This is a genomic window from Actinoalloteichus hoggarensis (assembly GCF_002234535.1).
GTDB lineage: Bacteria > Actinomycetota > Actinomycetes > Mycobacteriales > Pseudonocardiaceae > Actinoalloteichus_A > Actinoalloteichus_A hoggarensis.
On the sequence record NZ_CP022521.1, the window covers coordinates 959,340 to 973,848 of the forward strand.

Below are 14,509 nucleotides of genomic sequence, written 5' to 3' on the forward strand. Positions count from 1 at the left end.
GAGCGCGAGTCCGTCGCTCTGCTTCGTCACCACCCGACCCGGCCGCCAGACGGTGGAGGGCCGCCATGGGAACCCGGCGGTTGCGGGCGGGACGATCACGAGCGCGTTCCAAGCGGCCGCGTGAAGGTCGGCATCCGGCCGGACACCGGATTCCGGACGACACCGGGGTCTGATCGGACGTCGGGGTTCCGGTGCCCGCCGGGACGCGGGCGGTCGGGGAAGTCGCGGCGACCGGGCATCCGGCCGAGCCGGCGCTCGCGGCTGGTTCACACCTCAGGGACCGGCGTGTCTGCTCGGGGCGGATCATCGGATCGTAGGTCGTCGGATCGAGCGAGGCGCGAATGCGGAGCGTGGCGGGCGGTGAGCGCGAAATCGCGGAAGGCACGGACCGCCGAGGTCATCGGACGACCCGCCTGCCAGACCAGCCCGATCGTCCGGCCGGATCGCGGGCTGAGTCGGACCTCCACCACGCCCGGCGGCGGGCCCGCGTCGGCGGCGGGCACGAGGGCGATGCCCAGCCCCGCCGCCACCAGGCCACGCACGGTGTCCGTCTCCTGACCTTCGAACGTGAGCACGGGGGTGAAGCCCGCCGCCGCGCACAGCTCGTCGGTGATCCGGCGCAGACCGAAGCCCGGCTCCAGCCCGACGAAGTCCTCGTCGGCCAGCTCCCCGATGCGCACCCGGCTTCGGGAGGCGAGGCGATGTCCGGCGGCCACGGCCAGGACGAGCGACTGCTCGAACAGGGGCACGCAGCGTAGATCCGCGGCGTCCTCGGGCAGCGGCGAGGTCAGGCCGAGGTCGACGTGACCACTGCGGACCTGGGCCAGGATCGTCTCGTGCGGCGCCTGCGCCAGGGTGAAGCGGACGGACGGTCGCCTGCGACGGAATCCGCGCAGCAGCTCCGGGACCTGTACGCCGCCCATGGTGTGCAGGAAGGCCAGTGCCACCCGACCCCGATCGGGATCGGCCTCGTCCAGCGCGCGGCGGCAGCCGGGCTCCAGGGCGGCGAGAGCGTGCCCGGCGGCCTCGGCCAGAAGCTCGCCCGCACGGGTCAGGCGGATGCCGCGGCCCGCCCTGGTCACGACCGGTGTTCCCAGATCGGCGCCGAGGCGGGCGAGCCACCGACTCACCGTCGGCTGAGGTACGTCCAGCAGGGCCGCGACCCTGGTGACGTGGGACTCGGCGGCGACCGCACGCAGCAACGCCAGTCTCGGGGCGAGGTCCCGCGCCAGATGCTCGGCTGACTCATCCATCGATGAATGGTAATGCCGAGAAAGATTCATTGGACGGCGGAATAGCGCGGTCTTACGGTCGGACCCGTGCCCGCCTTCGATGCCTGCGACGATCCGAGCGCCGCCCGCTCGCCACGCGGGGCCGGCCCGGCCGCCGCTCAGGCGACTCCGGCCGGAGCGCGACCCGTCGAGAACGTCGTGCCCGCCGGGGACGCCTGGTCTGTCGGGGACACCTCGCCGTCCCAGAACGCACTGCCCGCCCGGAACACACCTGAGGACGACGCCTCGTCCGCGCGGAACACAGCGCCTGTCGAGAACGACTCGTCCGCCGGGGACGCACCGCCCGCGACCGGAGAGGCACGGCGTCGGTCCCGTCGGATCGGCATGGCGATGTTGATCGCGGGCTTCGCCGTCTTCGCCCTGCTCTACTCGGTCCAGCCCGTCCTGCCGGAGTTCGCCGACCAGTACGGACTCGGTCCAGGCGGCGCCTCGCTGGCGGTGTCGGCGGCGACCGGCGGCCTGGCGGTCGGCCTGCTGCCGCTCGCCGTGCTGGCCCAGGCGCTCGGCCGTCGGCCGGTGATGATCGCCTCGGTCTGTGCCGCCGTGCTGATCGGCGTGGTGGTGCCCCTGGCGACGTCCTTCCCGATGCTGGTCACGCTGCGCGCGGCGCAGGGGCTCGCCGTGGCGGGCCTGGCGTCCGTCGCGATGGCGCACCTGGCCGCCGAGACCCGCGCGGCGGGCCTGGGCGCGGCCATCGGCCTCTACGTGGCGGGGAACAGCCTGGGCGGCATGTCCGGGCGGCTGATCACCGGCGTGATCGCCGATATCGCGAACTGGCGGGTCGGCGTCTGGGCGGTCACGCTGCTGGCGGCGGGCTGCGCCGTCGTCTTCGTGCTGGTGCTGCCGCCGTCGCAGGGCCCCCGTCCGGCGCCGCTGCGTCGCTCGGTGGTCGTGGGCGGACTGCGTGCCGCCGTGACCGATCCCGTGCTCTACGGCCCGTACCTGGTGGCGGCCCTCGGGGCGGCCTGCTTCGTCTCGGTCTACAACGTGTTGGGCTTCCGCCTGCTGGCGCCGCCGTTCCTGCTGGCGCCCGCGGTGATCGCGCTGGTGTTCCTCGCTTATGCGATCGGCAGCGTCACCTCGGCGACGGCGGGGCGGGCGGCGGATCGGCTGGGGCGACCTCGGGTGTTGATCGGCGCCCTGGCGATCACCGTCCTCGGCGTGCTCGTGACGCTGCCCGACCAGCTCGGCGCCGTCCTGCTCGGCTTGGGCCTGCTCACCGGCGGATTCTTCGCCGCGCACGCCGTGGCCGGGGGCTGGGTCGGTGCCAGGGCGGCCGGGCCTGCCAGCGCGCAGGCGCCCGCGTTGTACCTGTTGGCCTACTACCTCGGCGGCAGCGTCGGCGGAGTGATCGGCGGCCTCGCCTACGGCGGCTGGGGCTGGCCGGGCCTGGTCGTGCTCGTCGTGGGGTGGCTCGTGCTCGCCGCCGCGGCGGCGCTGCTCGCGGCGGCGGCACAACGACGAACCCGACGAGGATGCCCTGTGGGAGCTCCTCGGGTCGATGCGGCCCGCCGGGCCGTGCCGACGGCCGCGGGAGCGCGTGGCCCCGGGCCGAGCAGCGCGCCCGCCGACCGGGCGGCCGGGTCGGGACACGAGCCCGCGGAGCGGTGACGGCGCCTGGCGGCCGAGGCGCATCGGCGGGCGTGCCGTCCTGGACAGTCGACGCCGCGTGCGCCGTAGGGCGTCGCGACACCGGCGACCGACCCCGGCGGCGGGCCCGACGGGTGGCATGAGCCGCCCGGGCCCGCGACGCCTGCCCGCGTCCGTCCCACGGTCAGCCCGTCAGCGCCGCTCGATACACCGACACCGTCTGCTCCGCCACGCCCGCCCAGGAGAACTCCGTCACCGCGCGTCGCCTGCCCGCCGCCCCCATCGCCTCGGCGCGGGCCGGATCGGCGAGCAGGGCGTTGACCTCGTCGGCGAGCCCACGCTGGAAGGCGGTCGGGTCCTGTTCGTCCAGCGGCACGAGCAGCCCGGTCTCCCCGTGCGCCACGACCTCGGGGATGCCGCCGACGTCCGAGGCCACCACGGCGGTGCCGCAGGCCATGGCCTCCAGGTTCACGATGCCCAGCGGCTCGTACACCGAGGGACAGACGAAGACCGCGGCGTGGGTGAGGACCTGGCGGATCTCCGCCTGTTCGAGCATCCGTTGAACCCAGAAGACACCGGGCCGCACCGCCGCGAGTTCGGCGACCGCGCGCCCGACCTCCTCGCCGATCTCCGGAGTGTCGGGGGCGCCCGCGCAGAGGACAAGCTGCGCGTCCGGGTCGAGGTGGTGTGCCGCGGCGACCAGATGTGCCACGCCCTTCTGCCGGGTGATGCGGCCGACGAAGGCGACGATCGGCCGCTCCGGGTCGACGCCCAGCGCCCGCAGCGCATCGGTCTCGGCCACCGGCCGATAGGCGTCGGTGTCGATGCCGTTGCGGACCACGTGCACCCGTTCGGGATCGAGGGCGGGATAACAGGACAGCACGTCCGCCCGCATCCCGTCGCTGACGGCGATCACCGCGGCCGCGGCCTCGTAGGCCGTCCGTTCCACCCATGAGGACAGTCGGTAGCCGCCGCCGAGCTGCTCGGCCTTCCACGGTCTGCGTGGTTCCAGCGAGTGGGCGGTGACGACGTGGGGCACGCCGTGCAGCAGGCCCGCGAGGTGACCTGCCAGGTTGGCGTACCAGGTATGGGAGTGGACGAGGTCGACCGAGGAGGCCGCGTCCGTCATCGACAGATCGACCGAGAGGGCGCGTAGCGCCGTGTTCGCCGAGGTCAGCCCCGGCGCGGGCTGATGGGCGACGGCGTCTTCGCGCGGTGCGCCGAAGCAGTGCACGTCGACGTCGATCAATTCCCGCAGCCGGGGGACGAGGAAGCCGACGTGCACGCCCGCACCCCCGTAGATCTCGGGCGGATATTCACGGGTCATCAGTCCGATGCGCACAGGAGGCGACACTAGATGGCTTGGCCGAGTGAGTGCACCCAGGTGATCGGGTGAATGCCGCTGGCGTGTCGCGCAGGCAACACGCCGGTGGTCGAATTGCGTCCGGCGGGGAGGGAACGTGAGATATGAAAGGAATTCAGCAACCAGCCAACCCGCGGACTGGATACACAGGCGTCGGGACGACTAGGGTCGGTGATCGTGAAGGGGCAGCCCAGCGTACTCGGGATCGTGCTCGCGGGCGGCGAGGGTAAGAGATTGTGGCCGCTGACGGCGGACCGCGCGAAACCGGCGGTGCCCTTCGGGGGCAACTATCGTCTCGTCGACTTCGTGCTGTCGAACCTGGTGAACGCGGGCTACGTCCGACTATGCGTGCTCACCCAGTACAAGTCGCACTCGCTGGACCGGCACATCTCCACCACCTGGCGCCTCTCCGGGGTGCTCGGCGACTACATCACCCCCGTGCCCGCACAACAGCGACTCGGGCCCCGTTGGTACACCGGCAGCGCCGACGCCATCTATCAGTCGCTGAACCTGGTCTACGACGAGCATCCGGATCACATCGTCGTCTTCGGCGCCGACCACGTCTATCGAATGGATCCGGCGCAGATGGTGCGGCAGCACATCGACTCCGGCGCCGGAGTCACGGTGGCGGGCATCCGAGTGCCACGTGCCGAGGCGAAGGCATTCGGCTGCATCGACTCCGACGCCGACGGCCGGATCACCCGATTTCTGGAGAAGCCCGCCGATCCACCGCATGTGCCGGACGATCCCGCGGTCACCTTCGCGTCGATGGGCAACTACGTCTTCTCCACCGAGGTGCTGCTGGACGCCCTGCGCGCCGACGCCGCCGACCCCGACTCCGTGCACGACATGGGCGGCAACATCATCCCGATGCTCGTCGACCGGGGAATCGCCACCGTCTACGACTTCGCCGACAACGACGTGCCCGGTTCCACCGAGCGCGACCACGGCTACTGGCGTGACGTCGGAACCCTGGACGCCTACTACGACGCCCATCGCGACCTCGTGTCGGTGCACCCGGTCTTCAACCTCTACAACCACCAGTGGCCGATTCGCACGGCGACCCCGCCGCTGCCGCCCGCGAAGTTCATCGAGGGCGGCACCGCGCGGGAGTCGATGGTCGGCCCCGGATCGATCATCTCCGGCGGCGACATCCGAGGCTCGGTCGTCAGCGCCGACGTGATGGTCGACGACGGCGCGATCGTGGAGGACAGCGTGCTGCTGCCCGGCGTCCGCATCGGCAGGGGCGCGGTGGTGCGACGAGCGATCCTGGACAAGAACGTCGTCATCGCTCCCGGCGCGCGGATCGGAGTGGACGCGGCCCGCGATCGGGAGTCCTACACCGTGAGCAGCGGTGGTGTCGTCGTCCTCGGCAAGGGCGCCCGCGCGCAACGCTGAGTTCGACGAGCCGACGGCCGGCGCGGACCGAAGTACGGACGCCCACTCCACAAGTCGCGAGGCCCGTGCAGCGCGATCCCGAAGCCCCTCGAGACGAAGACGCTCCACACCGCGGCGGGCGACCGGGAGACCGTGGCCCCCGACTCCCGCCCGTCCACGACGCCGGCCCGCCGGTGACGCCCGTCCGCCGGTGACTCCCGGTCGGTGCGACGACCATCGGAGCCGGGGCGGCCACGGCCTGCCCTCCTCCGGCGCACGGGCCGCGGCGATCACCCAGGCGACAGGCGTGCCGAGGCCTCCTCGAAACCTCCCGGCTCGAACCTCCCGCCGGGCCACCGGCGGTGCCTCCCGGCCCGCGCCCGCTCCGCAGGGCTCAGGGCGCCTTGGCGGCCAGCAGCAGTCCGTCGCCCAACGGCAGCAGCAGCGGCGCGAGTCGCTCGTCCGAGCGCACCGCCCTGGCCACCTCCAGCAGTGCCTGTGCCTCGGGATCGCGCGTGTCCGGCTCGGCCAGCAGCTCCCGGTCGAGCATGTTGTCCAGGACAAGCACGCCGCCGGGGCGCAGCAGCCGCAGCGCCTCCTCCAGGTATCGGGGGTAGTCGGTGATCGCGCTGCCCACGAACATCAGGTCATAGGCGCCGTCGGCGAGCCGGGGCAGCACCTCCAGGCCGCGGCCCATGATGAGCCGGGTACGCCCGGAGGGCAGTGAGGCGTCGGCGAACACCCTCCTGGCGACCCGTTGATACTCCGGATCGACGTCGATGGAGGTCAGCACGCCGTCCGGCGCCATGCCCCGGAGCAGGCAGAGACCGCTCACCCCGGTGCCGGTGCCGACCTCGACCACGGCCCTCGCCTGGAGCGCGGTGGTCAGGAACCGCAACGCGGCCCCGGTGCCGAGGCTGATCGGCGCACACCCGAGTTCCATCCCGCGCGCCCGAGCGGCGGCCAGCACCTCGTCCTGAGCGAGGTACGCCGCAACGTAGTCCTGGACCGCATCGGCGTCGGCGATCGGCGTCTCGGGTGTCACAGCATAGGAGGTTAGCGGCGTGGCCCCGGAAAACAGAGGAACGCGCCAAGAAGAGTGCGGGCTCGCCCACGGCCGGCCCCGGTCGCCGACGGTGGCGGCGTTCGGCTCTCAGGCTGCTCTCAGGCGGTTCTCATCGTCGTCTCACGCGGATGCCGGACAGTGGTGTTCGTAGGGCCAGGGGAGAGCCGAGGGACACCTGGGCCCCCGTAGGCGGGTTCTCGTGGTCGGGAACACCACGGGTCGTTCCGTCGTTACATAGGGCAGTGAGAGCCCTGAGGAGGTGTCCTGTCCGACGATGCCAGCACACTCGAACACCGAAACGGCCCGTCCGGTGGTCAGCCTGTCCGATGAACAGGCGACAGACTGGACCCCGCCCACCTGGGCGGAGGTCGTCCAGAATCATGCCGATCGGGTGTACCGGCTGGCGTTCCGACTGACGGGCAACCAGCACGACGCGGAGGACCTCACCCAGGAGACCTTCATCCGGGTCTTCCGGTCGCTGGCCTCGTACAAGCCCGGCACGTTCGAGGGCTGGCTGCACCGCATCACCACCAACCTCTTCCTGGACATGGCACGCAGGCGTGCGCGGCTGCGGATGGAGGGGCTGCCGGAGGACACCGATCGACTGCCCGGCGGCGGCCCGAGCCCGGAGGAGGTCTACAACTCGATGCACCTCGACCCGGACCTCCAGGCGGCGCTCGACGCGCTGCCGCCGGAGTTCCGGGCCGCCGTCGTGCTGTGCGACGTCGAAGGTCTCTCCTACGAGGAGATCGGCGCCACGCTCGGGGTGAAGCTGGGTACAGTGCGGAGCAGAATCCATCGCGGGCGACAGGCGCTCAAGGAGGCTCTTGAGCATCGTCGCGAGCGTGCCCAGGAGGCGTCCGTATGACGGAACTGCGCGGTTTCGCGCTCCCGGAGCAGCATCTGGCTCTCGATGCGCTCGTCGCACTGGTGGACGGGGAGCTCTCGGCGGCCGCACACGACAGGGCGGTGAGTCACCTCGCGCGCTGCCCGGCGTGTTCGGGTCGGGCCACGGCCCAGAGACAGGCGCGCACGGCGGTCCGCACCGCGGCCGCGCCGATGATGCCGGTCGGACTGTTGGAGGCGCTGTGCGCCATCCCGCAGCATGCGGACCTGCCCTCCGGGCCGGACGAGCTGGCGGTGACCCCGGACGGCAAGGTCGTCACCGTGCGGTCCGCGGGCCGTCCGTCGGCCGGTCGTCCCGCCGACCCCGCGGGCCCCGATTCGGGGCGGGAGTCCACCGCGTTCGCCGCGGGCCCCGTCCTGGGCGCGGGGCCGCGACTGGGCGAGGGATCGCGACTCGGCGAGGGATCCGCGGTGCTCGGTTCCGCTCCGCCGAGACGCGGCTCCGAGCGGACGAGCGGTTCGGGGCTCGGCTCGGAGCGCCTGCGGGCCGTCGAGCGCCGCGCGCGCAACAGCGCGGGCGTGGTCGTCTCCGGCCTGGTGTTGGGGGCCGTGGCCCTGGTCCTGCCGGTCGAACAGCCGGAGCGGGTCACCGGCAGCTCCACCTTCGGCGCCGAGGAGAGCACCGGCGGCGCGAGCGCGGGCGGTGCCCGCAGGCCCGCCTATGACATGGGTGCGGTGCCGGAGACCGTCCTGCCGGTCGCCACTCCCACCGCCGTGTACCAGCCTGCCGCGCCGGAGGTCGCCGTGCAGTCCTCGTCGAGTTCGGGCGAGGCGGCCGCAGGCCGTTCCGACGCGCCGCAGCCAACCCCTCGGACGGGGCTGGGCGCCGGACTGCTGCCCGCCCCGGGCGGCCCGCCCGTCCTCGGCGGCTGATCACGCGACCCGGTCCGTTTCACCACTGCCGTTTCACCTGGGATGAGAGAGTCTTCTCGTGCGAGCCCGTCCTCCCGTGATCGGCGTGAGCGGATGGCGGGGAACGGATCGAGGCTTAAGCTGATTCGGCGGGTGTGCCCCTGCTGCCCGCCGCCGCTCGCCGGTCTCGTCGTCGCCTACCGCCCGGGGAAACATGAGTTCACAGTCGCCTGCCTCGTCGTCGGGATCTCAGCCTTCGAGACCGGAGGGCTCGGATCCCGGCTCCGGCGTGTCGAGGCTGGGACCGAGGCCGCAGGCGCGCCCGCCGGTCGACCCGGCCGAGGCGGCGGTGTTCGCCCGGCCGGAGGGCATCGAGACGGCCTTCGACCACCGGACACGGGCGGGCTCCGCCGCCCGTGTCGAGCTGCCGACCGCACCCCCGCCGTCGGCGCTGATCGAGGCCTTCGGCAGGCCGGCGGGCGCGGGAGGTCTCCAGCGCCCGCCCGGCGCCCGTCCGGACTCGGCGGACGGCCCCGGCGAGCCGGAGCCGGTCTTCTGGTCCACCGAGGGTGCCGTCTGGCGTGATCCGAGTGCCACCGCCGTCCTCGGCCCTCCCGCGGTCGCCGCCGAGGAGGCGCCCGCCGCCGAGGAGGAGTCGGCCCGGCCGGAGGGTCCTCGGCTCAGCGCGAGAGAGGTCCTCTTCGGCGGGCGGGTCAGACCGCGTGCGCTGCTGCTGCTCGGCGTCGTCGCCCTGGCGATCGGCCTGGTCGGCGGTGCGATCGGGCGACTCACCGTCGAAGGCGGCAGTCTGCTGAGCGGCCCCGACGTGCGGTTGGCGGAGGTCCGGCCGGGCGTCGAGCGGGAGCCCGGCTCGGTCGCCGAACTGGCCGGTCGGGTGAGACCCGCCGTGGTCTCCGTGCAGGACACGGCGGGCAACACCGGCTCGGGCGTGGTGATCGACGAAGACGGATACATCGTCACCAACGATCACGTGATCGTCGAGTCCGCGAACGACCCCGAGTCGAGTCTCACCGTCGTCTTCGACGAGGGCAGCCGGGCGACCGCCGAGATCGTCGGACGCGATCCGCGCACCGACCTGGCGGTGCTGCGCGTGAACGTGGACAACCTGACGGTCCTGCCGATGGGCAGCTCCGCCGACCTGGAGGTCGGCGACACGGTGCTCGCGGTGGGCAACCCGCTCGGGCTGCCCGGCACCGTCACCGAGGGCATCGTCAGCTACCTGGACCGGCCGATGCGGCTGAACTCGTCCGGGGGTGAGGAGGTGGTGTTCGAGGCGATCCAGACCGACGCGGCCATCAACAGCGGCAACTCGGGCGGCGCGCTGGTGGACTCCAGCGGCACGCTGATCGGCATCAACACCATGAACCGGATGCCGCCGATGGCGGGACAGGGCGAGAGCGGCTCCATCGGCCTCGGCTTCGCGATCCCCGTCGACGACGTGCGGCGGATCGCCGAGGAGTTGATCCGCAACGGCGAGATCCACCATCCCGACCTCGGCGTCAACTCCAACACCGTGATCACCGACGACCTCAGCGGCGCCCAGGTGGTCAACGTGCGGGCGGGCAGCTCGGCCGAGGAGGCGGGACTCCTGGAGGGCGACATCATCGTGCGGGTCGGCGATCGGGACGTCTTCGGGGCGGACGAGCTGGCGGCGGCGATCCGGGAGCAGCAGATCGGCGCGGTGGTCGAGCTGGAGGCGGTGCGCGGCAGCGACGTGGTCGTGATACCGGTGACTCTCCAGTCGGACGAGGACAGTTGAGACGTCGGCGGGTCTCGGTTCTGAGCGGCGCAGCGGTTAGGCTGTCGAGGACGTCCGAGGGGGTGGCGAGTGTTCGACAGCGTGGGCTGGGGTGAGCTGATCGTCCTGCTCATCATCGGGCTCTTCATCTTCGGTCCCGATCGGCTGCCCGAGGCGGCGGCCTGGCTGGGCCGATCGGTGCGCAAGGTGCGGGATTACGCGACCGGTGCACGCCAGCAGCTGCGTGATGAGCTGGGCCCGGAGTTCGACGAGCTCCAGAAGCCGCTGAACGACCTGCGCGGCCTGCGCAATATCAATCCGCGCAGCATGGTCACGGAGCAGGCCCGCAAGCTGTTCGACGAGGAGCCGGAGACGCCGAACCGGGCAAGCGGCGCGAATCGCAAGCCGGTGACGGCGCCGCGGCCGGTCGAGCCCGCGCTGAAGCCCGGCGAGCGTCCGCCGATCGATCCCGACGCCACCTGAGCACCTGCGGCGGTCGGTCGCGGCGCACGACCGGGTTAGGCGACGACCGGTTCGCCCCGCCGTCAGAGACCGACGCCCGGCGAGGCCCCGACGTCCGTCGACACCCTGACTCCCGGCGAGAACCCGGACGCCCGGCGAGGCCTGACACGGGCGTCCGGTCGGGACGGCTCTGAGCACCGCGCCCGCACACTCGGACGGCTCCCCGCCGTATCGGCCGGGCCGGGCACGGCGGGATGTGACACTCGTGGCGACCGTTCGCGGTGGTGGCCTTCCGGCGGCGCGGACCGCGGCGAGCAGGTCGTCGGCCGTGCGGACGGCTGCCCTCCGGCGCCATCGCCGCCATGTTCGCGACAGGCGTCACCTCGCCGCCGCCGTGATCGATCCGAGCCGAGCACGCTGCTCACCGGACTCGCCGACGCCGATCCGGCCGCGCCGATCGGATCACGGAACCCGTGAACGTGCACCCGCCGAGTTCATCGCACCACTCGCCGATCGCGCCGGAACACGAGCGGCGTGGCCGGGACGGCCGGCTCCGGACACAGGGCACACCGGCCCCGGCACGAGATCCATGCCGAGGCCGGGGCGTCGTCAGCGTCCGACCGGGGTCACCGACAGCATCTGGCCCGCGAGGCCCCTCGCCCGCACGGTGAGGCGCTTGGCGATGTCCGACAACACCACCGAGGCGGGGGCGTCCGGTTCGGCGAGCACCAGCGGCGTCCCCGCGTCGCCCTGTTCGCGCAGTCGCTGATCCAGGGGGACCTGACCGAGCAGCGGCACCTCGGCGCCGACCGAGCGACTGAGCGAGTCCGCGACGATCTTGCCGCCCCCGGAGCCGAAGACGTCCAGCCGGGTTCCGTCGGGCATGTCCATCCAGGACATGTTCTCCACGACCCCCGCGACGCGCTGTCGGGTCTGGAGCGCGATCGCGCCGGCCCGCTCGGCCACCTCGGCCGCCGCCTGCTGCGGCGTCGTGACCACCAGCAGCTCGGCGTTGGGGACGAGCTGCGCGACGGAGATGGCGACGTCGCCGGTGCCCGGCGGCAGATCCAGCAGCAGGACGTCGAGGTCGCCCCAGAAGACGTCGGACAGGAACTGCTGAAGCGCCCGGTGGAGCATCGGCCCGCGCCAGACCACGGGAGCGTTGCCCGGGGTGAACATGCCGATCGAGATCAGCTTCACGCCGTGGGACTGCGGCGGCATGATCATCGACTCGACCTTGGTCGGCTTGCCGCCCGCGCCCAGCATCCGGGGGATCGAGTGACCGTAGATGTCCGCGTCCACGACGCCGACCGACAGGCCGCGCTGTGCCATGGCGACGGCGAGGTTGACCGTGACGCTGGACTTGCCGACGCCGCCCTTGCCGGAGGCCACGCAGTAGACGCGGGTCGTCGAGCCGGGCTCGGCGAACGGGATGCGCGGCTCGGCGGCGTCGCCTCGGAGGCTGCGGCGGAGCTCCGCCCGCTGTTCGTCGTTCATCACGTCGAGTTCGACGTGGACCTCTCGCACACCGGGGACGGCGCTGACGGCCGAGGTGACGTCCTTGGTGATCCGATCGCGCATGGGACAGCCCGCGACGGTCAGATAGACCGCGACGGACACGACTCCGTCCTCCGTGACGGTGACGTCTTTGACCATCCCCAACTCGGTGATGGGTCGGTGGATCTCCGGGTCCTCGACCCGGCCGAGCGCCTCGTGCACCGATGCGGACGAGGGGGTGGTGTCTGCGGGCTGCACAGTGGTCACTGCTGAGCACCGACCTTCCGGTACGGGATTCGCGTGTCTCACCCCGGCCCGAGAGCAGAGCTCCTGCCCCGGCCCGGGGTCGGGCATCGCCCCGAACAGGGGTCGAGCCGCTCGCCCCCATGCTACGGGCTGCTCCGACCGGTCCTCGTCGCCCTCTCGCCGATCTTTCTCGTCGATATCGTGCATCCGGCTGGACGCGGTGAGTAACATCGACTTCTGTGGCGGATACCGGTCTTGCCCGATTACCGACAGACGAAGAGATGGCGGCGTGGCGCTCCTTCCTGCGTGCGCATGCCAGGGTCACCCGTTCGTTGGAAGCGGATTTGATAGCGGAGCAACGACTCTCGCTCGCCGCCTACGACGTACTACTCCAACTGGCCGAATCCCCGGATTACCGGTTGCGGATGACGGAGTTGGCCGATGCCGTGCTGCTTTCCCGGTCCGGGGTCACCAGGCTGGTTGACCGGCTGGAACGCGCCGGACTGGTGCGCCGAAGCCGTGTCGACACGGACGGAAGAGGTGTGATGGCGGTTCTCACCGGCCATGGGCTGGAAAGGCTGCGGACGGCCACCGAAACACATCTGACGGGCGTGGTCCGGTATTTCAGCTCGCAGCTCGCCCGGTATCAGTTGACGGTGCTGGGCGATACCTGCGAGAAATTGGCGGAGGGAAAAATTCCCGCTCCCTCGGGCGACGTGGACCCCGCGACGATCACGACCGCCGACAGCGGTGGGTAACCATCCGGGGCGCCTGACCGCGTCGCGGCCACCACGGTCCTCCTAGCATTCGCCGGGACGAGTCGAGAGTCCCAGAGAGCGGAGTTCATCGTGGTCGAGCGGATGCGCCCCCGTCGGTCGTGCCTGGCGGTCCCCGGGTCGAGTCGGAAGATGATCGACAAGGCCAGGGGACTGCCGGTCGACGAGTTCTTCCTCGACCTGGAGGACGCCTGCGCGCCGCCGGTCAAGGCGCAGGCTCGCCGCACCGTCGTCGAGGCGTTGACCGAGGGCGGCTGGGGCGGCCGGACCAGGGTCGTGCGCATCAACGACCTGAGCACCGAATGGGCCTACCGCGACGTCATCGAGGTGGTGGAGGGGGCGGGCGCCGACCTCGACTGTCTGCTGCTGCCCAAGGCGGAGTCCGCGGAGCAGGTCCGCTGGCTCGACGTGCTGCTGACGCAGATCGAACGGGCCAACGGTCTGGAAGTCGGACGCATCGGCATCGAGGCGCAGATCGAGAGCGCGGGCGGCCTGGTGGCCGCCGACGAGCTGGCCCGGTCGTCGCCCCGGCTGGAGGCACTGGTCTTCGGGCCCGCGGACTTCATGGCCTCCATCAACATGCGCAGCCTCGTGGTGGGGGAGCAGCCGCCGGGCTACGACCGGGGCGACGCCTACCACTACGTGTTGATGCGGCTGCTGATCGCGGCAAGGGCGGCGGGAGTGCAGGCGGTCGACGGGCCGTACCTCCAGATCCGCGACGTCGACGGCCTGCGCCGAGTCGCGGCGAGCTCGGCGGCACTGGGCTTCGACGGCAAGTGGGTGCTGCACCCCGGCCAGATCGACGCGGTCAACGAGGTGTTCTCGCCGGATCAGGACGACTACGAGCACGCGGAGGACATCCTGGACGCCTACGCCTGGCACACCTCGACCGAGGGCGGTGCCCGAGGCGCCGTGCTGCTGGGAGAGGAGATGATCGACGAGGCCTCGCGGAAGATGGCCCTGGTGATCGCGGCGAAGGGGCGGGCGGCCGGACTCACCCGACGGCGGGGATGGCGGCCCGAGGACTGACCGGGCCTTTCACGGCGCGCCGCGGATCGAGGCGATCGTGGCGGCCGGGAACACGGGCTCGAACGCGCGGTCCGCAGCGGTGCGACGACGCCGATCTCGACGGCTCCTCGGGCAGGGCCGCCCGAGCGTCATGCGATCGCCGCGGCGCCCGTCCGTGCCCGCACCGCTGCCCGATCGCCTGGTCGACCGCAGTCGAGCAGACAGGACGACCGGGCCTGGCCGAGAGACGAGGGCCGGGAGTCCGGCGCCGCGACGGCCCCGCGCCCGGTGCGCCACCCGGTGGCGGCGACCGCG

At 72.1% G+C, this 14,509-nt stretch carries 12 protein-coding genes; 8 read left to right on the forward strand and 4 right to left on the reverse strand.

Annotated features, from left to right (window positions below):
• Nucleotides 1-266: 266 nt before the first annotated feature.
• Nucleotides 267-1,253, reverse strand: coding sequence for a LysR family transcriptional regulator (locus AHOG_RS04430; RefSeq protein ID WP_093940211.1), 987 nt, complete (start codon nt 1,251-1,253; stop codon nt 267-269).
• A 363-nt stretch (nt 1,254-1,616) separates the two neighbouring features.
• Here AHOG_RS04430 and AHOG_RS04435 point away from each other — a divergent pair, with 363 nt between their 5' ends.
• A complete protein-coding gene (locus AHOG_RS04435) occupies nt 1,617-2,903 on the forward strand; it encodes an MFS transporter (RefSeq protein WP_245856556.1) in 1,287 nt (428 codons plus the stop codon).
• 163 nt (nt 2,904-3,066) lie between these two features.
• Here AHOG_RS04435 and glgA read toward each other — a convergent pair whose 3' ends face one another.
• Nucleotides 3,067-4,224, reverse strand: coding sequence for a glycogen synthase (glgA, locus tag AHOG_RS04440; protein ID WP_184450996.1), 1,158 nt, complete (start codon nt 4,222-4,224; stop codon nt 3,067-3,069).
• A 198-nt stretch (nt 4,225-4,422) separates the two neighbouring features.
• Between glgA and glgC the strand changes: the two genes are divergently transcribed.
• Nucleotides 4,423-5,643, forward strand: coding sequence for a glucose-1-phosphate adenylyltransferase (gene glgC, locus AHOG_RS04445; protein ID WP_093944154.1), 1,221 nt, complete (start codon nt 4,423-4,425; stop codon nt 5,641-5,643).
• A gap of 373 nt (nt 5,644-6,016) precedes the next feature.
• Here glgC and AHOG_RS04450 read toward each other — a convergent pair whose 3' ends face one another.
• Nucleotides 6,017-6,667: an O-methyltransferase gene (locus AHOG_RS04450; protein WP_245856557.1), complete on the reverse strand. Its 651-nt coding sequence runs from the start codon at nt 6,665-6,667 to the stop codon at nt 6,017-6,019.
• A 295-nt stretch (nt 6,668-6,962) separates the two neighbouring features.
• Here AHOG_RS04450 and sigE point away from each other — a divergent pair, with 295 nt between their 5' ends.
• The 4 genes from sigE (at nt 6,963) to tatB (ending at nt 10,688) form a co-directional block, all read left to right on the forward strand.
• The gene (sigE, locus tag AHOG_RS04455) at nt 6,963-7,556 is read left to right on the forward strand and encodes an RNA polymerase sigma factor SigE (RefSeq protein ID WP_221438721.1); all 594 of its coding nucleotides are present in this window, start codon (nt 6,963-6,965) and stop codon (nt 7,554-7,556) included.
• On the forward strand, nt 7,553-8,467 hold the full coding sequence (locus AHOG_RS04460; RefSeq protein ID WP_157736630.1) for a zf-HC2 domain-containing protein: 915 nt from the start codon (nt 7,553-7,555) through the stop codon (nt 8,465-8,467). The genes sigE and AHOG_RS04460 overlap by 4 nt, the downstream gene beginning before the upstream one ends.
• 268 nt (nt 8,468-8,735) lie before the next feature.
• Nucleotides 8,736-10,226 carry a S1C family serine protease gene (locus AHOG_RS04465; protein WP_245856558.1) on the forward strand — a complete coding sequence of 497 codons (1,491 nt, stop codon included), beginning with the start codon at nt 8,736-8,738 and terminating at the stop codon, nt 10,224-10,226.
• 69 nt (nt 10,227-10,295) lie between these two features.
• Nucleotides 10,296-10,688, forward strand: coding sequence for a Sec-independent protein translocase protein TatB (tatB, locus tag AHOG_RS04470; RefSeq protein WP_093940214.1), 393 nt, complete (start codon nt 10,296-10,298; stop codon nt 10,686-10,688).
• Between the two features lie 588 nt (nt 10,689-11,276).
• Here the strand turns inward: tatB and AHOG_RS04475 are convergent.
• On the reverse strand, nt 11,277-12,431 hold the full coding sequence (locus tag AHOG_RS04475) for an Mrp/NBP35 family ATP-binding protein (protein WP_376700068.1): 1,155 nt from the start codon (nt 12,429-12,431) through the stop codon (nt 11,277-11,279).
• Nucleotides 12,432-12,649: 218 nt separating this feature from the next.
• Here AHOG_RS04475 and AHOG_RS04480 point away from each other — a divergent pair, with 218 nt between their 5' ends.
• Both AHOG_RS04480 and AHOG_RS04485 read left to right on the forward strand, forming a co-directional pair.
• The gene (locus AHOG_RS04480; RefSeq protein WP_376700069.1) at nt 12,650-13,168 is read left to right on the forward strand and encodes a MarR family winged helix-turn-helix transcriptional regulator; all 519 of its coding nucleotides are present in this window, start codon (nt 12,650-12,652) and stop codon (nt 13,166-13,168) included.
• Between the two features lie 102 nt (nt 13,169-13,270).
• Nucleotides 13,271-14,215 carry an HpcH/HpaI aldolase/citrate lyase family protein gene (locus AHOG_RS04485; protein ID WP_184451006.1) on the forward strand — a complete coding sequence of 315 codons (945 nt, stop codon included), beginning with the start codon at nt 13,271-13,273 and terminating at the stop codon, nt 14,213-14,215.
• The last annotated feature ends 294 nt before the right edge of the window (nt 14,216-14,509 follow it).